The sequence below is a fragment of the Sporolactobacillus sp. PKPK-6 genome, assembly GCF_056678885.1.
On sequence record NZ_JBWXPA010000001.1, the window covers coordinates 18,371 to 37,760 of the forward strand.

The window sequence follows — 19,390 nt, forward strand, 5'->3', positions numbered from 1 at the left end:
GTACTAAAAAATGAGTAAGTAAAGCCAAAAGGCTTTTCTTACTCATTTTTTTCTTTCATCGCTGCTTTTAAGGCATCTGCAAGACTGTTTCCGATCGGGTCACTGTTGTTATTCAGTTTATTGAGCAGCCTCCGAGTTTCTTTTTTATCCGCTTTTTTCTTAATTTGATCTGCCTTTTCAATGATTCCACAAGTGCGGCACTGGAAATACAATCCCGCTTTTCCTTTATGCATTTCCATCTTTTTATGGCAGGTCGGACAGCGTTTATTCGATAATTTCGGATCTTTACGCTTTCGTAGTCCACAGGCACGATTAATGCAAACAAGAACCCGTCCGCCATCACGGTCTCTAACTTCTTTCATTGGCGAGCCGCATTCCGGACATTTAGATCCGGTTAAATTCTGAATTTTATAGTCTTGCTGACTGTTTCTGACTTCGCGCACCAGTTCTAAGGTGCGTTTGCGAATTTCTGCCATAAACTGATTCGCATTCCCACTGCCTTTTGCGATATTTTCTAATTGCCGTTCCCATTCTGCAGTAAGCTTTGGAGATTTCAGATCCGTGCTTACAAGGTCAATCAATTGTTTGCCTTTGCCGGTAGGGCGCAAACGCCCATTTACACGCTCAACAGATTCGGCGAGCAGTATTTTCTCAATAATATCTGCTCGGGTGGCTGGTGTTCCTAAACCAAATGTCTCCATTTTTGTTAATAAGTCAGCTTCTGAGAAACGTGCAGGCGGCTCTGTCATTTTTTCATCCAGCAGAACCTGATGTACTGGCAATTTTTGCCCTTTTGTCACATTAAGGCTGTCCTCACTCACTTGTTTGCCGGATGATTCGTTCAAACGTTTAAATCCCAAATCCAGTTCTTTTGTTTCTTTCAATACGAACGTTTCCCCATTAATTTCTAACTCCGCACGCATGCTCTGGAATGTGTACTCAGGGTAGAAGAGGGCTAAAAATCTTCGAACGATTAAATCGTACAGTCGACGTTCATCATCGGACAAATCATGAATATAGACAGGTTCTTCCGTTGGAATCAAGGCGTGGTGATCACTAACCTTTAAGTCATTATATACATAAGCAGCTTTTACCTTGCCATTTTGCTTGTGCAGAATCGCACGAACTTCATCACCGTAGACGGAAGAAATGGCGCGAAGCCGCTCGGGCATCGTCGCAGCAATATCCTTGGTGAGGTAACGCGAATCCGTACGCGGGTACGTAACAATTTTATAACGCTCATAAAGGTTCTGAAGAACATTGAGTGTTTTTTTTGCTGAGAAGCCAAGCTTTCTATTCGCATCACGTTGCAGTTCGGTCAAATCATAGGGAAGCGGCTGCTTCTCCCGCTTTTCTTTAATGACGACACTGCGAACCACAGCTTGATGGCCAGACACCTTGTTCTTCAACGCAGCGGCCTCATCTCTTGTTGCAATGCGTGTTCGATCACCGTTTTTCCAAGAAGCGGTACCGCCATTTAAATCAACAGAAAGATTCCAGTAGGGCTTGGGCTGGAAGGATTGAATGGTTTGTTCACGTTCTAAAATCATGGCAAGCGTCGGTGTTTGTACACGTCCGGCAGAGAGCGAATCATTGTATTTTGTCGTAAGGGCCCGTGAAATGTTGAGCCCAATCAGCCAGTCTGCTTCTGAGCGGCAAACAGCAGATTGAAACAGGTCGTCATATTCTTTCGAAGGTTTAAGTTGTTTGAAGCCGGTACGAATGGCTTTGTCAGTTTGCGATGAAATCCAAAGTCTTTTGACTGGCTTGCGCCAATTGATTTTTTCAAGGATCCACCGCGCCACTAGTTCACCTTCGCGTCCCGCATCAGTCGCGATAATCAATTCACTGATATCCGATCGCTTAGCTAGCTTGGCAATCGCTTGAAATTGTGCACGCGTTTGTTTAATCGGCTTAGTTTCCATCTGTTTTGGAATAATCGGGAGATCTTCAAGCCGCCAGGTTTTGTATTTATTATCGTACTCTTCAGGCATTTTTAATTCGATAAGATGACCAAGTGCCCAGGTAACAATATAGCGTTCTCCTTCAATGAAGCTGCGGTTCGTCTTCTTGCAGTCCAGAACACGCGCAATTTCACGAGCAACGCTGGGTTTTTCAGCTAAAACGAGTGATTTTGACATATACGGAAATTCCTTTCTCTTATAAAACCTATTGACTGATACAGCCTATTATAACGGAATACACGCATAATTTCAGGTTCTTGAAAAAAGATCAGTAAAGGTCAAAAACATTTGACCTTTACTGACCAAACGGTTATAATACAGTTGTAAGGGTTAGAAGAGATGAAATTCAAACCCCGAATTAAAAAATCAAACACGTTTAAAAGGAGCGAGCAGTCATGTAATTTCATGGTTCTTAGACATTACGTGTCAAAGCAACGTGAAAAGACAGACGTAACTTTTGGACAGCCTTAAATTAATGAGGAGGAATTTATGATGGCAAATCTTTATCCAACGAAAAAAGACCGTGACGGATTCTTTGATTTCTTGCCTTCCTGGTTTGATGAATGGGGGCACAACTTCTTTCACAATAGTGGATTGCAGACATTCGCTGCAGATGTTCAAGAACGTGATGATGCTTACAGTGTAAAACTGGATCTGCCTGGCTTCAGTAAAGACAGTATCCATCTTGATTTTGATCGCGGTGTTCTGACTGTTGATGCAACACGTGATCAGCAAACAAGTGAAAAAGCAGAAGATGGCAGCTTCATTAGAAAAGAGCGTGCGTCCGGTTCTTATACACGTCATTTTATGTTTGACAACGTTAAAGAGGATGGAATTAAAGCCGCGTTTAAGGACGGAGTGCTTCAAATTACCTTGCCTAAAAAGGAAGAAAGCAAACGTAATCGTAATGAAATTACTATAAATTAAATGAATATCATCTCTAAATGAGTGAGAAGCTGACAAAACTAGAATGTTAGAAATTTGAACAATAAAACGAAAAAGGATGTCTCTAAGTTAAGAAATTAACTTTTCATGAGACATCCTTTTTTATACATATAGTTTTCAGGTTTACTTTAATTATGTTTTGCCGGTAACATGTCGGTTGAATGATCCGCCAAGAATTGACCATTATTTAACAGAGCAATTATAATAAATACTTTAAATTGATGGTTTACTTCATTTGGAAAAAATTATATAATTGCTACATTGATTCAAATAGGGAAGGAGGTGAGCGTCATGAAGAATACTCAGAAGATGGTAAATGGAGTTAAGTATTCATTTGTACATTCTGTTGTTGATTTTGTGACACTTACCTCTTTCCTTCGGTATTGTTGACATAATAATCGGTATTTTTTACGGTTTTTGTCTATGAAGCCACAGGAGAAAGGAACTCTGTTCTCTTGTGGCTTTTTTGTGTTTTTAAAGATAAGGTTGTTTGACGAGGGGGTTGTCTGGTGCGTATTTTTATTGATTTATGGTGGTTTTTTAAGCAAGAACGATTGAAATATTCTTTTGGTGTCATCTTTCTCATGCTTTCAAGTTTTTTATCGATGATTCCTCCTTATGTTGTCGGTATTTTAGTTGACGATATCAGAACAAGAAGTTTAACTCCGTTAACTTTAGGAAAATGGATTGCATTTCTAGTAATCATTGGGATCATTTATTATTTTACAGGCTATATTTGGCGCCAATTAATTTTTGGATCGTCCATTATTTTAGCGAATCAGTTAAGAAATGATTTATATAAACACTTCACGAAACTGTCACCCAACTTTTTTCAAAAAAGACGGATCGGCGACTTAATGGCGCATGCGACCAATGATATTAATGCAGTTCAAGGTGCTGCTGGTGAAGGTATTCTCACTTTATTTGATTCAATAACACTCGGCGGCATGGTTATCGTGACCATGTCCGTGTTTATCAGCTGGAAACTGACTTTAATTACGCTGCTGCCTATGCCAATTATGGTTATACTCACCATGTATTATGGATCACTATTGCATAAACGTTTTGGAAAAGCACAAGCCGCTTTTTCCGATCTCAATGATAAAGTGCAGGAAAACGTATCCGGCGTTCGAGTGATCAAGGCGTTTGGTGAAGAAGACGCACAGATCACTATGTTTCGAAAGGCATCACAAGATGTGGTCAATAAAAATATTGCGGTTGCAAAAGTAGACTCATTGTTTGATCCAACCATAACGTTCATCGTTGCCTTTTGTTATTTTCTTGCACTCATCTTCGGATCAGTTTATGTGGTTGGCGGGTCAATGACGCTTGGCGGATTAACAAGTTTTACTCTGTATCTCGGTCAGCTTGTTTGGCCAATGCTCGCATTCGGTTTTCTATTCAATATTGTCGAACGTGGCAGTGCTTCCTATGATCGGATTCGGCGGCTATTAGCAATAAAACCGGAAATTACAGATCAGAAGGGTGCTTCTGATCAAGTGCCGAGCGGATCGATTGATTTTTCAATACGGAGTTTCCGCTATCCGGGAAGTGATTCTGATGCGTTGACTGATATCCGTTTTCAAGTTAACCAAGGACAAACATTAGGTATTGTGGGGAAAACGGGTGCAGGAAAAACCACATTGCTGCGGTTGCTTCTGCGTGAATTTGACATCAAGGATGGTCAGATAAGTATAGGCGGAACCGCAATACAGGCAGTCACACTTGATGCGCTTCGAAGTGCCATTGGCTATGTCCCACAGGATCATATCTTATTTTCAGCAACCATTGCTGAGAATATTGCGTTTGCAAAACCGGAAGCATCCCAAGAAGAAGTTGAACGCGTTGCTAAGTTAGCAAGTATTCATGAAGATATTCTTCATTTTAAAGAAGGGTACGAGACGGTTGTCGGGGAACGAGGCGTTACATTATCAGGGGGGCAGAAACAACGTATTTCAATTGCCCGGGCGCTGCTTGCCGATCCTGAACTGTTGATTTTCGATGATTCGCTTTCTGCAGTTGATGCTCGTACTGAGGTTTCCATACTTCATGCGCTCAAACATGAACGTCGAAATAAAACAACGCTGATATCTGCACATCGTTTAAGTGCAGTTGAACACGCCGACCTCATCATTGTCATGGGCGATGGCAAAATTATCGAACGGGGAACGCATGAAGATCTTATTCAAGCAGAAGGATGGTACGCGGAGATGTACGCGCACCAACAACTTGAATCGCTTGTTTCGGAAGGAGGCACAAAGGCGTGAACGAGGAACAGAATCTCGCGCAGCTCTCAGGACGTCGAGTTATGAGACGGCTGCTGTCTTATCTTAAATACTTTAAGAAAAAAGTAATCATTACATTCATTGTGTTATTGATTGCTACCGGTGCGGATGTTCTTGGACCGATCGTGATGAAGGTGTTTATTGATGATTATCTGACACCGCGTGTATTTCCGGTTCAGCCGCTGATTTTGCTTGGCGCTTTATTCATCGGTTTGTACGCAATTTCTGCTTTATTTAATTATTATCAAGTCATATCGTTTCAGAAAATTGCACTGAACATTATCCAAATCATGCGGGTAGAAGTGTTTTCTAAGGTACAGCATCTCGGTTTACGCTTTTTTGACCAGACGCCGGGAGGAAGTCTGGTGTCTCGAATCACAAATGATACCGAAACCATCAAGGATCTGTATGTCACGGTATTGTCGACAATTGTGAACAGCACAATTATGATGATCGGTATTTTCGCGGGCATGTTTTTCCTTGATGCTCGTCTGGCACTTATTTGTTTCATTCTGATGCCTTTTCTTCTGGTTCTGATGTGGGTGTATCGTACATTGAGCTCGAAAGTATACCGGGTTACACGAGTGAAACTCAGCCAGCTAAATGCGAAACTGAACGAGTCGCTGCAAGGAATGTCAATGATTCAGGCAATGCGGCAACAGAAACGGTTGAGGCGGGAATTTGGCAAAATCAATAATGATCACAAAAAGGCACTGCTAAAAAGTGTACGGTTAAACAGTCTCATGCTCCGTTCGGCCGTTTACTCTGTTTACCTCATTGGTTTAATGATGATCTTGAGCTTTTTTGGTATCCAGTCATTTGACAATGCAGTCAAAATTGGTGTTTTGTATGCGTTTATCAATTATCTTGACCGATTTTTTGATCCGATCAACCAAATTATGCAGCAGCTGACCATCTTCCAGCAGGCGATGGTTTCCGCTGAACGGGTATTCGGGTTGCTTGATGATCAGCGCATGGCACCTGTTCAGCAGGGCGATGTGAATCCGGCAGTACAGGAAGGACGAGTGGAATTTCGCAATGTCACGTTCGCTTACGATGGCAAGAACCCGGTTTTGAAGAATATTTCTTTCACAGCAAATCCGGGCGAAACCATTGCGCTTGTTGGTCATACAGGGAGCGGAAAGAGTTCGATTATTAATCTGCTCATGCGTTTCTATCCGATTGAACAAGGCACTGTCTTCATTGACGGACAGCCGCTAACCGCATTTTCTGATGGCGAACTACGAAAACGTATCGGTCTGGTTCTCCAAGACTCCTTTATGTTTGTGGGCGATGTAGCTGATAATATTCGACTGAGTCACGAGAAGCTAACTGATGAACAGGTAAGGAAAGCGGCAGAATTTGTCCAGGCGGATCACTTCATAACGAAGCTACCGAAACAATACCATGAGCCAGTTGGGGAGCGCGGAGCGACCTTCTCAAGCGGTCAGAGGCAGTTGCTGTCCTTCGCTCGAACGATGGCTCAAGACCCGAAAATACTTGTCCTTGATGAAGCGACAGCGAGCGTAGACACAGAGACAGAGGAAGCAATTCAAACAGCCTTGTCTAAGATGAGAAAGGGCAGAACGACAATTGCGATTGCCCATCGACTGTCAACAATTCAGGACGCTGATCAAATCTTGGTGCTCCATAGAGGCGAAATTGTTGAACGCGGAACACATCAAGAACTGCTTCAAAAAGGTGGTCTGTACTTTAATATGTACCAATTACAGCATGGAAAAGGCGCAGGTGAAGTGTCTTCAGCGCAGTGAAAAAACGATTTTTATTTAATGATCATTAATGAGGAGTCCTTTAATATCGGGCTTCTTTTTTCATATTCAACCAAGCAGCATGCCTATTGTTTCGAAAGTGTGGAAAGATGACATATAATAATAGATGTAGCTGGAGTGTCCGAGAAATGGATTTAGAGGTGATTTTTAATCATGGAAAAACAAATTGTTTCAATTAAAATTCCGCTTACTCCAGGTGGCGGCATTACCTTAAAACGTGCGATCAGGCTGTTTGAGACCATAAGAAAGTGCCGTTGCAAAGCATACTTTTCGAACAATGGCTCAACTTTCCCGATGAAAAATTTACCACAAACGATGACCTATCTTTCGTCCGTGCAAAAAAAAGAGATTTTACTTGTCCTTGAAGGCGAGGATGCACAATCGTTGCATCAGAAAATCATGGATACTATTCAGCTTGCTCGAGAGAATGCGCGAGTAAATCCTGGCTTGTATCGACATGGCTAAGTTATGTTAAACCGTCTGAAGTTAATTGATAAATAAATGGTGTATCAAAGAGGAGCAGGACGACAAAACCTTGATCGTCCTGCTCCTCTTTGTAAGCAAAAAACCAAAGACCATGCATCTCGCGTGTTGGCCAAGCATACTATTGAATCAAGATCATTGATTCGGACATATGAGGAGCGAGGGTTATGTTTAGGCGTATTACCGCTTGTGTAGCAGGTATACTAGGAACAATCTTGACGGTGATCCAATTTATTTTTGGAGGATTTTCATATATAGCGGCCCACTTCGACAGCGGAATGATTGATGAATTGCGGCTGAATACCGATCAAATAACTTCCGCGGGTGCCATTTACAGTTTAAACGCATTCAGCATTCATGCCTTTTTCGCAGGTTTATTATGTTCTATCATTTCAGGTACAGCCTTATACTTTTTTATTAAAAAACGCTGGCACACAATTCCAGGCCTATGTTTTCTCATTTCAGGAAGTTTGAACAGCTTAATACTCTTTGGTACAGGGCTTCCGGCCGGTATCATTCTTGTCATTACAGGAATTGCTGCCATGGCAGGCAAGTCAGACAGTATTACACCAAAGCCGCCGATTGTTCAAAAGAAAGAAATGTCGGACTGAGTTTCGAAAAATAACGTTAAATGCTTGCAACTATTCACGCGAGCGAGATCTTTGTTCACGTTCAGTTTGATTTTTGTCATCTCTGTGTGTATCAGGCTGTTCTTGATTATTTTGTGACGGAACAACCATTAGAGAGCGCGTTGTTGCCAGTTCTACCCCTTCGTTTTGCAGAATCTCTAATATTGCATACGTATATTTTTCCTTCTCCTTCAGCCATTCCTCTGCATCGATCGACTTGATATAGAAATCAACGAGCAGATTCATGCTGCTTGACGTAATTTTATCGAGATAAATCAGTTTGCGATCTTCATACACCTCAGAATCGTTTAGCAGCATTTGTCTGATTTGTCCAAGGCATCGCTTAATTTGTTCATTCGTTGTTTCAAGATCGAGCGGTAAATTAAATGATATCCGCCGTTTATCCATTTTAGACAAATTGGTAATCGGTGAATTAGCAAGTGTAGAATTTGGAACCGTGACAATTGCCTGATCCATTGTTCGAATTCGGGTTGATCTGAAATTAATATCTTCAACAAATCCTTCGATTGAACCCATTTGAATTAAATCGCCGATTGTGAATGGGGCATCGGTGATGATCACAAATCCTCCGAATAAATTGCTTAATGTATCTTTTGCTGCCATGGCGATCGCGAGTCCACCGATTCCAAGGCCGGTGATCAACCCGGTTACATGATAATTCCACTGATCAAGAATCATTACAATCGTGAAGACAACGACAATGAATTTCATGATTTTGGCAAGAAATGGAATGACAATTGTATTGAACTGAAGATCATAGCGATCTCCCATATGATGGAAGAAGATCCCAATCGCATCTGAAAAAATGAAAAAGCCCCAGCCAATCGAAAAGATTGCCGATGACTTAAAAAGCAGTGTAGCAATGGATTTCCATTGATGCGGCATCGGCAAGTACATAAGTGCCAAATAAATACCAGCAAAGAAAAGAATAAAAGCAACGGGCCTGCGGAATGCGCCGATCAGTGCATCGTCAACGGGGGTTTTGCTCAATTTTGAGAGCCGCGTAACGAGTTTAAGAAAATATTTAGAAAAAAGCTCGCGGGCAAAGAAGAAGACAAGAAAAATCCCTATTGAAATGAGCCCGTCCAGCCATGTTATTTTAAGTATCCAGTTCAGTTGTTCCACTTTATTCACTCCGAAAATCTTTTTTATTTCTATCATAGCATGGAATTTATCATCTACGTTCATTCAAAATTAAGAAATGACGAAAAAATGTGACCAAGTTTATACAGCATGTTCTAAAAGATTATTGAGGGGATTGTATCAATCGAAAAGCCATAACATGATGTTCATTATAAAAATATGGTACCATATATGTACTGTTAAATGGGTACTGGAGCGTGATGAAATGAATCTGATGCTTGACGATAAATTAAACCTGCTCGAAAAAAATATGGATTTACTGACAAAACAGTTAAAAATGACTTCGGCGAATACGCGGCTAATCCTCGCATCGATTTATACGGCTTCAGGTGTTCGTTTTGATACGGCGGCATTTTACCGTGTCGATGAACAAATGAAAGGTGCGACCGGGTGGTTCACCGTGCTTAGTCGTGAAATTCGTTATTGTATTAATGCCATGCTCATTCAAAAACAAGCAGAACCTGATTTTGTTCGGGTAATTTATGGCTATCTCGTTAAAGCAGGATTTACTCGTCAGCAACAGACTTACATAGCGGCAGCCATACTTGCCGGAATGGATCCCTCCAAGGCGTTTCAAATTTCGGAAAAGGCTTTTTCATTGTACAAATTATTAAAGAAAAAGCATCCGTTCTTAACAAATAAAAATGATGTATCACTTATTGTGCTTCTTGCCCAGCTTGAAGAGGACACGAATGAACTTGTTGAAAAAGAGGAACGGATTTATACCCATTTGAATGAGAATGGATTTAGAAAATGCGATGACCTCCAGACGCTCGCTTGTCTCCTTGCCTATATTTCTGAGGGAAGCAGCTTAAGACTCGCTCGGAAAGCTGCACAAATCAAGTCGGCAATGGAAGATCAAGGCATGCGTCTTAGAGCCAGCTGTTTTCCGATGTATGGTGTGCTTGCTTTGCTTGCCAATGAAAACGAAGCAGCTGGACAAGTGATTGAATTCTATCAACAAATAAGAAACAAGAAGCTTACTCTGTTTGTCGGCAAAGATCTTTACTTTCAAACAGCGGCTAGTCTATTTGTAAATGAAGTGTTGAACGGTGAGGAAAAACAAAAATCAATTGATCCAAGTTTGCTTGTCATGACCGAGATGGTGATTCGTGCTCAACAAGCGGCTAGCGCCGCAGCTATTGCCGCATCTACAAGTGCAGCCGCCGCATCAAACAGCGGAAATTAATTATAAAAATGTCTGGAGTACTTGAGAAACGCCAATGGCATCTTTGCTGTTTCTTGGGGAGACTATTTAATTCCTCAATATCGTATTATTTGTACCTATCTTGAAACAAGAGTAAAATAATCGTTAGAAAATAAAGTACATGCAAGTTGCTGTCACTGTTTTTATAAAGTCATGATGAATGAAACCTTTTTAAAATCTGAACGTAGATAGGTCATGCAAGAATAAGGAGTGACTTTTTTTATGGCCCAAAATTATGACCTGGTCCTATTAGGTGGTGGAACAGGCGGCTATGTTGCGGCGATCCGCGCCAGCCAGCTTGGATTAAAAACCGCCATTGTCGAAAAAGATGCACTTGGCGGCACATGCCTCCATAAAGGATGCATCCCGACGAAGGCGCTGCTCAGAAGCGCTGAAGTATACGATGAAATCAAGAAAAGCAGTTCATTCGGTATTGATGTTTCTGAAGTTGCACTCCGTTTCGAAAAAATTCAAGAACGAAAGCAAGCAATTGTAGAAAAGCTGCACCACGGCATTCAGCATTTGATGAAAAAGGGGAAAATTGATGTCTATAACGGACTGGGGCGGATGCTTGGACCCTCGATTTTTTCACCACTTCCCGGTTCAATATCTGTTGAATTTGCCGATGGAAAGGAAAATGAAATTTTAACGTCGAAAAATGTAATTATTGCAACGGGATCAAGGCCCCGCTCATTAAAAGGACTAGACATTGACGGAAAACAAATACTGACATCGGATGAAGCGTTGCAGCTGCAGGCATGTCCAGCCTCAATCTTGATAGTCGGCGGCGGGGTCATCGGAGTTGAGTGGGCTTCAATGCTGGCAGACTTCGGCGCAGAGGTGACGATCGTTGAGTACAGCGACCGAATCATTCCTACAGAAGACAAAACACTTTCAATCACGCTTGCACGAGGCTTGAAGAAGCGTGGCATTAAGGTTGTGACTGCAGCAAAGGTACTTCCTGAAACATTGAAGAAAACGGATAGAGTAACAATCAGTGCAGAAATTGGCGACCAACTCGAAACCTTTACAGCTGAGAAAATGCTCGTGTCTGTAGGCAGGATGCCAAATACCGAGGATATTGGTCTAGCGAATACATCAATTGAAACGGATCATGGTTATATTAAGACAAATGCCTTCGGCCAAACGAAGGAATCGCATATCTATGCCATCGGTGATGTGATCGGCGGACTGCAGCTTGCACACGTTGCTTCACATGAGGGTATAAAGGCTGTTGAACATTTAGCAGGACTTTCAGTTGAGCCGCTTCATCCGGAACTTGTACCGCGTTGCATTTACACGCATCCGGAAATTGCTTCGATCGGATTGACAGAGGCACAAGCGAAGAAGGAACACGTTGTCAAGGTTGGAAAGGTACCGTTCGGAGCAATTGGAAAAGCGCTTGTTTACGGTGAATCCGATGGCTTTGCAAAAATTATTGCCGACAAAACGACTAATGATCTTTTAGGTATTCATATTTACGGGCCGCATGCGACGGACTTGATCGGAGAAGCTGCTGTAGCAAAATTACTTGATGCGACTCCATGGGAATTATCAGAAGCGATCCATCCGCACCCAACATTAACAGAAGTGATCGGAGAAGCCGCATTAGCGGTAGACGGGAGGGCGATTCATATATGATTAAAGCAAAAAGTGGAGATACGTTAGTGAAAAACCGTCATCAAAATTTAGGACTATCCGATGAAGTTGTTTTGTCAATGTATGAGAGTATGCTGAAAGCAAGAAGAGTGGACGAACGGCTTTGGCTGCTTAATCGAGCCGGGAAGATTCCTTTTGTTGTGTCATGCCAAGGACAGGAAGCGGCCCAGGTTGGCGCTGCATTCGGCTTGAACCGTGAGAAGGATTATGTTGCACCGTATTATCGTGATTTTGGTTTTGTTTTTGCTTGGGGAATGACGGTCAAAGAAATGATGCTCAATAACTTTGCCAAAGCAGAAGATCCGAGTTCTGCAGGACGCCAGATGCCGGGTCATTTCAGCTATCGAAAGCTGCGGATGCTCAGTCATTCGTCACCGGTGACAACTCAGAATCCTCACGCAGTCGGAATAGCACTCGCGGCTAAAATTAAAGGAGACGATCTTGTCAGCTTTGTTGATTTTGGTGAAGGCTCATCAAACCAAGGTGATTTTCATGAAGCAGCTAATTTTGCGGCCGTTCATAAACTGCCGGTTATTTTTATGTGTGAAAATAATCAATATGCGATTTCTGTGGGATTAAAGCATCAATTGGCATGTGCTCATGTCTCTGATCGCGCGGTCGGTTATGGCATGTTTGGAAAGTCGTTTGATGGCAATGACCCGCTCGCTGCATACGCGGCGGTCAAAGAAGCAGCTGATCGCGCTCACCGTGGAGAAGGACCGACTCTGCTTGAAGCAAACTGCTATCGTTTAATGCCGCATACCAGTGATGATAATGACATGACCTATCGGACGAAGCAAGAAGTCGATGAAGCAAAGAAACATGACGGTGTTCTTACTTTTGCCGCTTATTTGCGATCTGTCGGTGTCCTTACAGAAGAACGAGAAAAACAAATGGAAGATCAGGTACGCAAGGAAATTGACGAAGCGACTGATTATGCAGAAAATGCGCCGTTCGCTGATCCTGATTCTGTTTTGCGGTACGTATATGAGGAAAAGAACTGAAGGGAAGAGAGCATATGCCTGTACTTTCGTATATTGAAGCCGTGACTCAGGCGTTAGATGAAGAAATGAGTCGAGATGAAAATGTGTTCGTTCTTGGTGAGGACGTTGGAAAACGCGGCGGAGTGTTCCAAGCTACGAAGGGTTTATATGACAAATATGGAGAGAATCGCGTGATCGATACACCGCTTGCCGAATCAGCAATTGCCGGGGTCGGAATCGGAGCAGCAATGTATGGTATGCGTCCTGTTGCTGAAATGCAGTTTTCCGACTTTATGCTCCCGGCAGCGAATCAAATCATTTCCGAAGCGGCGAAAACGCGCTATCGTTCAAACAATGATTGGTCTGTTCCGATGACGATTCGTGCTCCATTTGGCGGCGGTGTGCATGGCGGTCTTTATCATTCACAATCAATGGAAGCGATTTTTGCCAATGTTCCGGGACTTAAAATTGTGATTCCGTCAACACCTTATGATGTCAAAGGACTCCTGAAGGCATCGATTCGTGATAATGATCCGGTGATCTTCTTTGAACATAAACGTGCATATCGGCTGATTAAAGGCGAGGTTCCGGTTGATGATTATACGATTCCGCTTGGTAAGGCAGATGTAAAACGCGACGGTACCGATGTCACGGTGATCACCTATGGCCTGATGGTGCATTATGCAATGCAGGCTGCTGATAAGCTTGCTGTTGAAGGTATTTCAACACATATCCTGGATCTTCGTACTGTCTATCCTTTGGATAAGGAAGCAATCATTGATGCAGCGCGAAAAACCGGTAAAGTATTGCTTCTTACTGAAGACACAAAGGAAGGCAGTGTGATCAGCGAGGCAGCGGCAATTATTGCTGAAAACTGCTTGTTCGACTTAGATGCGCCGATCAGACGACTGGCTGCCCCAGATGCACCGGCCATGCCTTATGCCGGACCTTTGGAACAAGCATTTATGGTTAAACCTGAACAAGTGGAAAATGAAATCCGAGATTTAGCTGAATTTTAACAGGATGGGGGCAGCAGAATGAGTGTCGAACAAATGGCGATGCCTCAGTTAGGAGAAAGTGTGACTGAAGGTACGATTAGCCAATGGCTGATTTCAGTCGGAGATACGGTAAACAAGTATGATCCGATTGCAGAAGTAACAACAGACAAAGTCAATGCGGAAATTCCATCAAGTTTTTCCGGGAAAATTACGGAGCTTCTTGTGGGTGAAGGAGATACATTGCCCGTTGGCGAGCCAATTTGTACCATCGAAGTCGAAGGAGCAGAACCGGCCGTTGAAAAGCTGGTCAAGAATACGGCAGGAAAAGCTGCTCAAAAAGAGGAACAACAGGATACATCAATGAAGAGACGTTATTCACCTGCTGTTTTGAGACTCGCTCAGGAACATGATCTGGATTTGGATCAGATAGCCGGAACGGGCAGAAGCGGACGAATTACACGTAAGGATGTTGAACTCTATATCGCATCCGTCCCTGAAGAACACACAAGTGAATCTCCATCTGATATGCATGTTCCTCAGCCGTCTGCAGCAGGGTGTTTTTCCGAAGCAGTCGCTAAGGAAGCTGCAAAACCTGCAGTTCATGCTCCAAAAACTTTTGAAAACGAAGCGGGAGATCATGTTGTCGCTTTGACAGGCGTTCGCCGAGCAATTGCATCGAACATGCTTCGAAGCAAGCACGAAATTCCGCATGCATGGACGATGATTGAAGTGGATGTTACGAATTTGGTGAACTACCGAAATCAGATCAAAGGTGCTTTTCTTAAGAAAGAGGGTCATAAATTGACCTATCTGCCCTTTTTTATCAAAGCAATCGTCGCTGCACTGAAAGAATTCCCACGCATTAACAGTACATGGGCCGGCGACAAGATTATAGAAAAAAAGGCAGTAAATATTTCACTTGCCGTTGCAGCAGATGAGGCGCTCTATGTGCCTGTGATTAAGAATGCCGATGAAAAAAGTATTAAAGGCCTTGCATTTGCGGTAGATGAACTTGCTGCTAATGTTCGTGAAAATCGATTATCTCCTGATGACATGCAAGGAGGAACATTTACGGTCAATAATACGGGATCATTTGGTTCAATTCAGTCACAGCCGATTATTAATTATCCGCAGGCAGCGATTCTCTCGATTGAATCCATCGTCAAACGACCGGTTGTTGTCAATAACATGATCGCGATCCGAGACATGGTCAATCTCTGTATTTCCATCGATCATCGCGTACTGGATGGACTGATTACCGGCCGTTTCCTTGCACGAGTGAAAGAATTGCTGGAAAATATTAACCCAGAGAACACACCTATATATTGATAATTAAAATAAATATGTATTGAAAATCCCCTTGTCTTTGTTTCGGAACAAAGACAAGGGGATTTTACTTATTTTATTTTTTTATTTGCTTTTGTAGTTTGATAAATGTTTTCTGGTAATCTCGGCTGAGTGTCATCAACTGTTTGAAAAAAAGTTCCTGATAGGGCTTTAGTTCATCACACGCACTTCGTTCACATGCTTTGTGAATAATTTCATTTTCACGCTCCGTATCAAGTACGCAGCAATTATGATCTATTTTATATTGAGCAACGGATCGTGCAATCATCATACGCCGATTAAGGAGACAGCTTAACTGTTCGTCGATTTTATCAATTTCCTGGCGAAGTCTTTGCATATCGGTCATAGCCAGTGCTCCAATCCTCTGTTTTGAATCATTGTGTCGAGTAAGGCAAAGGCAGTTGCCGCTTCGACAACTGGGACCGCACGCGGGACAATGCATGGATCATGTCTGCCTTTGATGTTCAATTCGGTTTGTTCCCCGTTGTCCATGTTAATTGATTGTTGCGGTTTGGCAATCGAAGCGGTGGGTTTCACCGCTACATTCAGCAATAAAGGCATACCGCTCGTAATGCCGCCTAATATTCCTCCGTTGTGATTACTGCTTGTAACAAGTTTACCGTCCTTGTTCATCTTCTCGTATGGATCATTTGCTTCACTGCCACGCAGGTTGCTGATTCCGAAACCGTCTCCGAAAGAGACACCCTTCACTGCGGGAATGGCAAACAGAATTGAGGAAAGTACACTTTCCAGTGCATCAAAGATCGGTGAGCCGATACCTGCGGGGACTCCGCTTGCTGCTGCTTCAATTACACCGCCGACAGAATCACAATCCATTCGAGCCTTTTCAATCAGTGCTTTCATTTTCTCTCCTGAAGAATCATTAATGACTGGAAACTGTTTTTTCGCCACTTCCTTCATCAACTCGCTTGAAGGATGAATCGGATCAAAAGGAGAGTCATTTATTTTGCCAATTGAACGAATATGAGCACCGATATGAATTCCTTGATTTTCCAACAACTGACGAGCAATAGATCCCGCAAAGACCAAAGGGGCAGTCAGTCGACCGGAAAAATGACCGCCGCCTCGATAATCTTGGAAGCCGTGATAGCGTACGTTTCCTGTATAATCTGCATGACTTGGACGCGGAATAATATTTAATTCCGCGTACGCTTTAGACTTTTGGTCATGATTGCGAATGAGAAAGGCGAGCGGGGTACCTGTTGTCCGACCCTGAAACATACCACTGAGTATTTCCCAAGTGTCCGTTTCATGTCGCTGTGTTGACCACCGATGAAGGCCCGGTGCACGGCGCTTCATATGGAAATTTACTTGATCAAAATCAATTGATATTCCAGAGGGGAGGCCATCAATCACACCGCCGATAGCAGGTCCGTGTGATTCACCGAAAATAGTTAATTTCATTAGATTTCCCCAACAACTACTCATTACAGCACCCTCCAATTGTTTGAAATACGTGATAAAAATCCGGCCATGATTTTGCGACGGCATGTGCTTCTTGCAAATGAATCCGACCGTGTACGATCACTGAAAGAGATGTAAGAAGCATGGCAAGTCGATGATCGTTGTGAGATGAAACGGATCCTCCCCGAAGGAAGGGAACACCGCGAATAATCATACCGTCTTCAGTCTCCGTGACATCTGCTCCCAACGAATTCAATGCATTTGCTACACTAGTGATTCGATCCGATTCTTTGTCGCGAAGACGTTTTCCGCCTTTTATGACACTTTTTCCATCGGCTAATGCCATAGCTCCTGCTATTACTGGTGCAAGATCAGGACATTGTGCGACGTCCACTGTTGTTGCTGTTAATTTTGATTTCTCAGCAATTAATTCATCGTCGTTCCAATAAATCTGTCCATTCATTGACGTGAGGATCGACTTAATGGCGCGGTCCCCTTGCTTACTGTCCCGGTTTAAGCCGCGTATGGTAATCCGACCGCCAAGCACGCCCATTAGCAGAAGAAAAGCAGCCTGAGACCAGTCTCCTTCAATAGTATAGGTGTTCGATCGGTAGGGTTCTGAATTTATTAAAAAGGAACGTCCGTCTTCTTTAATTGCTATGCCGAATTGACTGAGTACATCCCGAGTGATGGTCACATACCCGCTTGATTCCAATGAGTCGGTAATACGAATTACTGATGGGTGATCAAGTAAGGGAAGTGCGAACATTAATCCCGAAATAAGCTGAGAACTGACACTTCCTGAGATGGGAAAGTCGCCTGGATGCAATGCTCCTTTTAAATGTATTGGAAACTGCTTGGGTATCTGCTGCCATCGTATTTTTTTCTCAGCGAAGAGCGATTGATAGGGCGTCAGTGAACGTTGTGCTAATCGATCGCTGCCTGTAACAAGTGCTTCTCCGCATAACGCAAGCGCTACAGGAAGAACAAAGCGTAACGTTGATCCTGATTCATGACAATCAATTGTGGGAACCGTGCCATTAAATTGAGATGAAATTCCGGTAATTGTCAGTGAAGTTCTTTCCTTATACAAAGGGGGGGAACTGATTCGTGCCCCAAAAGCCTGCATTGCATTTATAGTAGCCGTAATATCTTCGGATAGTCCGACATTTTGAATCAAACTTGTGCCTTGAGCCAGTGAGGCTGCCATGATTGCTCGGTGTGCGTAGCTTTTCGAAGGTGGGACAACAACAGTACCATTGAGTGAATCTGCTGAAATATGCATCAATGTTTATCTCCCTAACTATTTTCATTGATCATTGGGGCCGGCGATAATCGCTTTTAATTCTTTAAAAACAAAAAAGAGAGGTAACTCTCTTTAAAGGATAAGTGTTCATTCTTTATTTGAATGAGAATCAATTAAAATAAATTTTAAGTGCTTCAAAAATATCTGTCAATAAAGACTTGTTTTCATGTAATGTTTTATTCTATCGATTTGCAGATTCATTGTCTTTTATGACTTCAAGGACAATATCTGCGAAACATTTGGCAGCTGGTGATGTGGGAACTCGAGAAGCAAGCCTGATTGTTCGAAAACTGTCAACAGTAAATGGAATTGCTCGAAGCGGCTCAATGTTTTCTGGAAGAACAAGTTCCGGAAGGATACTAATCCCGAGATGATGTGCGACCATGGCGAGTATTGCATTCTCTTCCATAAGTTCAAACCGAACATTAGGTGAGCAATGGTGCTCAGATAACAAACGTTTAATTTCGTGATATCCACCGTACGCCGGCATGATAAAGGGTTCGTCTTCAATCTGCTTAAAAGCGACTGTCTTTTGATTATAGAGCGGACTTTTCGGCGACACAATGCAAAGTATACGATCTTTTTTAATTGGTGTGACCCGGACAGATTTAATTTCCATTTTTGTTACAAATCCGCAGTCAAGTTCACCGCGTAACAGTGCCTGTTCAATTTCTTCATAATTCCCATCGAAAAGGCGGATTTTTATTAATGGATAATGCGTCTCCATCTGCTGAATCACTTGTGGCAGGATATGAATGGAGACACTATTGAAACTGCCCACAGACACAGTTCCCTTTATGACACCGAGAATGGATGAAGCTTCCTGGCGAACACCTTCATCCAACTGCAATACGGCATTGATATTCGGAAGCATCAGGTTGCCTTCGCGAGTTAAGGTGATGGCAGAACGCCCTCTATGGATCAATGAAAAACCAAAGGTCTGCTCAAGCCCGGAAATGGCGTGGCTAACCGCTGATTGCGTCAATCCGAGCTGTTCAGCCGCTCGCGTAAAACTGTGCAGCTGAGCCACTTTGGAAAAAATTTGATATTTAATGAGACTCATTCGTGCTCCTCCTCATGTTTGTTTATAAACCATGTGAGACATCACCTCATGATGAAAATATTTCATTTGTTATATTATAAAGATTCATTTTATTAATGACAATACGTCCTTTATACTGATGAAGAAAATGATCGAATCGAGG

At 42.7% G+C, this 19,390-nt stretch carries 16 protein-coding genes; 10 read left to right on the forward strand and 6 right to left on the reverse strand.

Annotation, left to right across the window (positions count from 1 at the left end; all coding sequences use genetic code 11):
- Positions 1 to 38: 38 nt before the first annotated feature.
- Positions 39 to 2,141, reverse strand: a complete 2,103-nt coding sequence (locus tag AC1MBV_RS00110; RefSeq protein WP_480947296.1) for a DNA topoisomerase III — start codon at positions 2,139 to 2,141, stop codon at positions 39 to 41.
- Positions 2,142 to 2,456: 315 nt separating this feature from the next.
- On the opposite strand from AC1MBV_RS00110, the gene AC1MBV_RS00115 reads away from it, so the two are divergent.
- The 5 genes from AC1MBV_RS00115 to AC1MBV_RS00135 all read left to right on the forward strand — a co-directional run bounded on the left by AC1MBV_RS00115 (position 2,457) and on the right by AC1MBV_RS00135 (position 8,078).
- Positions 2,457 to 2,891, forward strand: coding sequence for an Hsp20/alpha crystallin family protein (locus AC1MBV_RS00115; RefSeq protein WP_480947297.1), 435 nt, complete (start codon positions 2,457 to 2,459; stop codon positions 2,889 to 2,891).
- Positions 2,892 to 3,418: 527 nt separating this feature from the next.
- Positions 3,419 to 5,176, forward strand: coding sequence for an ABC transporter transmembrane domain-containing protein (locus AC1MBV_RS00120; RefSeq protein ID WP_255747972.1), 1,758 nt, complete (start codon positions 3,419 to 3,421; stop codon positions 5,174 to 5,176).
- Between the two features lie 41 nt (positions 5,177 to 5,217).
- Positions 5,218 to 6,966 (forward strand): ABC transporter ATP-binding protein, encoded by a 1,749-nt coding sequence (locus AC1MBV_RS00125; protein WP_480948236.1) that lies wholly within the window; start codon positions 5,218 to 5,220, stop codon positions 6,964 to 6,966.
- 171 nt (positions 6,967 to 7,137) lie between these two features.
- Positions 7,138 to 7,449, forward strand: a complete 312-nt coding sequence (locus AC1MBV_RS00130) for a hypothetical protein (protein WP_480947298.1) — start codon at positions 7,138 to 7,140, stop codon at positions 7,447 to 7,449.
- 185 nt (positions 7,450 to 7,634) lie between these two features.
- Positions 7,635 to 8,078: a hypothetical protein gene (locus AC1MBV_RS00135; protein ID WP_255747974.1), complete on the forward strand. Its 444-nt coding sequence runs from the start codon at positions 7,635 to 7,637 to the stop codon at positions 8,076 to 8,078.
- 30 nt (positions 8,079 to 8,108) lie between these two features.
- Here the strand turns inward: AC1MBV_RS00135 and AC1MBV_RS00140 are convergent, their stop codons facing one another.
- Positions 8,109 to 9,278 carry a mechanosensitive ion channel family protein gene (locus AC1MBV_RS00140; protein ID WP_480947299.1) on the reverse strand — a complete coding sequence of 390 codons (1,170 nt, stop codon included), beginning with the start codon at positions 9,276 to 9,278 and terminating at the stop codon, positions 8,109 to 8,111.
- A gap of 187 nt (positions 9,279 to 9,465) precedes the next feature.
- Here AC1MBV_RS00140 and AC1MBV_RS00145 point away from each other — a divergent pair, with 187 nt between their 5' ends.
- From AC1MBV_RS00145 to AC1MBV_RS00165, 5 genes are all read left to right on the forward strand, one after another.
- A complete protein-coding gene (locus tag AC1MBV_RS00145; protein WP_480947300.1) occupies positions 9,466 to 10,449 on the forward strand; it encodes a DUF4003 family protein in 984 nt (327 codons plus the stop codon).
- Between the two features lie 240 nt (positions 10,450 to 10,689).
- Positions 10,690 to 12,108 carry a dihydrolipoyl dehydrogenase gene (lpdA, locus tag AC1MBV_RS00150; protein WP_255747980.1) on the forward strand — a complete coding sequence of 473 codons (1,419 nt, stop codon included), beginning with the start codon at positions 10,690 to 10,692 and terminating at the stop codon, positions 12,106 to 12,108.
- Positions 12,105 to 13,130 carry a thiamine pyrophosphate-dependent dehydrogenase E1 component subunit alpha gene (locus AC1MBV_RS00155; RefSeq protein ID WP_255747982.1) on the forward strand — a complete coding sequence of 342 codons (1,026 nt, stop codon included), beginning with the start codon at positions 12,105 to 12,107 and terminating at the stop codon, positions 13,128 to 13,130. Before lpdA ends, AC1MBV_RS00155 begins: the two co-directional genes overlap by 4 nt.
- A gap of 14 nt (positions 13,131 to 13,144) precedes the next feature.
- On the forward strand, positions 13,145 to 14,128 hold the full coding sequence (locus AC1MBV_RS00160) for an alpha-ketoacid dehydrogenase subunit beta (RefSeq protein WP_255747984.1): 984 nt from the start codon (positions 13,145 to 13,147) through the stop codon (positions 14,126 to 14,128).
- 18 nt (positions 14,129 to 14,146) lie between these two features.
- Positions 14,147 to 15,436 carry a dihydrolipoamide acetyltransferase family protein gene (locus AC1MBV_RS00165; RefSeq protein ID WP_255747985.1) on the forward strand — a complete coding sequence of 430 codons (1,290 nt, stop codon included), beginning with the start codon at positions 14,147 to 14,149 and terminating at the stop codon, positions 15,434 to 15,436.
- 73 nt (positions 15,437 to 15,509) lie between these two features.
- On the opposite strand, the gene AC1MBV_RS00170 is transcribed toward AC1MBV_RS00165, so the two are convergent.
- The 4 genes from AC1MBV_RS00170 to AC1MBV_RS00185 form a co-directional block, all read right to left on the reverse strand.
- On the reverse strand, positions 15,510 to 15,800 hold the full coding sequence (locus AC1MBV_RS00170) for a chorismate mutase (protein ID WP_255747986.1): 291 nt from the start codon (positions 15,798 to 15,800) through the stop codon (positions 15,510 to 15,512).
- A complete protein-coding gene (gene aroC / locus AC1MBV_RS00175; RefSeq protein WP_255747987.1) occupies positions 15,797 to 16,903 on the reverse strand; it encodes a chorismate synthase in 1,107 nt (368 codons plus the stop codon). Before aroC ends, AC1MBV_RS00170 begins: the two co-directional genes overlap by 4 nt.
- Entirely contained in the window at positions 16,896 to 18,164 is a 1,269-nt protein-coding gene (aroA, locus tag AC1MBV_RS00180) for a 3-phosphoshikimate 1-carboxyvinyltransferase (RefSeq protein WP_255747988.1), read from the reverse strand. The genes aroC and aroA overlap by 8 nt, the downstream gene beginning before the upstream one ends.
- A gap of 202 nt (positions 18,165 to 18,366) precedes the next feature.
- Entirely contained in the window at positions 18,367 to 19,248 is an 882-nt protein-coding gene (locus tag AC1MBV_RS00185; protein ID WP_480947301.1) for a LysR family transcriptional regulator, read from the reverse strand.
- Positions 19,249 to 19,390: the final 142 nt, after the last annotated feature.

Excerpts from the sequence above, each read along its gene's own strand:
- AC1MBV_RS00110 (WP_480947296.1), bottom strand. The coding sequence starts at position 2,141 with ATGTCAAAATCACTCGTTTTAGCTGAAAAACCCAGCGTTGCTCGTGAA.
- AC1MBV_RS00115 (WP_480947297.1), top strand. The coding sequence starts at position 2,457 with ATGGCAAATCTTTATCCAACGAAAAAAGACCGTGACGGATTCTTTGAT.
- AC1MBV_RS00125 (WP_480948236.1), top strand. The coding sequence starts at position 5,218 with ATGAGACGGCTGCTGTCTTATCTTAAATACTTTAAGAAAAAAGTAATC.
- AC1MBV_RS00130 (WP_480947298.1), top strand. The coding sequence starts at position 7,138 with ATGGAAAAACAAATTGTTTCAATTAAAATTCCGCTTACTCCAGGTGGC.
- AC1MBV_RS00135 (WP_255747974.1), top strand. The coding sequence starts at position 7,635 with ATGTTTAGGCGTATTACCGCTTGTGTAGCAGGTATACTAGGAACAATC.
- AC1MBV_RS00140 (WP_480947299.1), bottom strand. The coding sequence starts at position 9,278 with ATGATAGAAATAAAAAAGATTTTCGGAGTGAATAAAGTGGAACAACTG.
- AC1MBV_RS00145 (WP_480947300.1), top strand. The coding sequence starts at position 9,466 with ATGAATCTGATGCTTGACGATAAATTAAACCTGCTCGAAAAAAATATG.
- lpdA (WP_255747980.1), top strand. The coding sequence starts at position 10,690 with ATGGCCCAAAATTATGACCTGGTCCTATTAGGTGGTGGAACAGGCGGC.
- AC1MBV_RS00155 (WP_255747982.1), top strand. The coding sequence starts at position 12,105 with ATGATTAAAGCAAAAAGTGGAGATACGTTAGTGAAAAACCGTCATCAA.
- AC1MBV_RS00160 (WP_255747984.1), top strand. The coding sequence starts at position 13,145 with ATGCCTGTACTTTCGTATATTGAAGCCGTGACTCAGGCGTTAGATGAA.
- AC1MBV_RS00165 (WP_255747985.1), top strand. The coding sequence starts at position 14,147 with ATGAGTGTCGAACAAATGGCGATGCCTCAGTTAGGAGAAAGTGTGACT.
- AC1MBV_RS00170 (WP_255747986.1), bottom strand. The coding sequence starts at position 15,800 with ATGACCGATATGCAAAGACTTCGCCAGGAAATTGATAAAATCGACGAA.
- aroC (WP_255747987.1), bottom strand. The coding sequence starts at position 16,903 with ATGAGTAGTTGTTGGGGAAATCTAATGAAATTAACTATTTTCGGTGAA.
- aroA (WP_255747988.1), bottom strand. The coding sequence starts at position 18,164 with ATGCATATTTCAGCAGATTCACTCAATGGTACTGTTGTTGTCCCACCT.
- AC1MBV_RS00185 (WP_480947301.1), bottom strand. The coding sequence starts at position 19,248 with ATGAGTCTCATTAAATATCAAATTTTTTCCAAAGTGGCTCAGCTGCAC.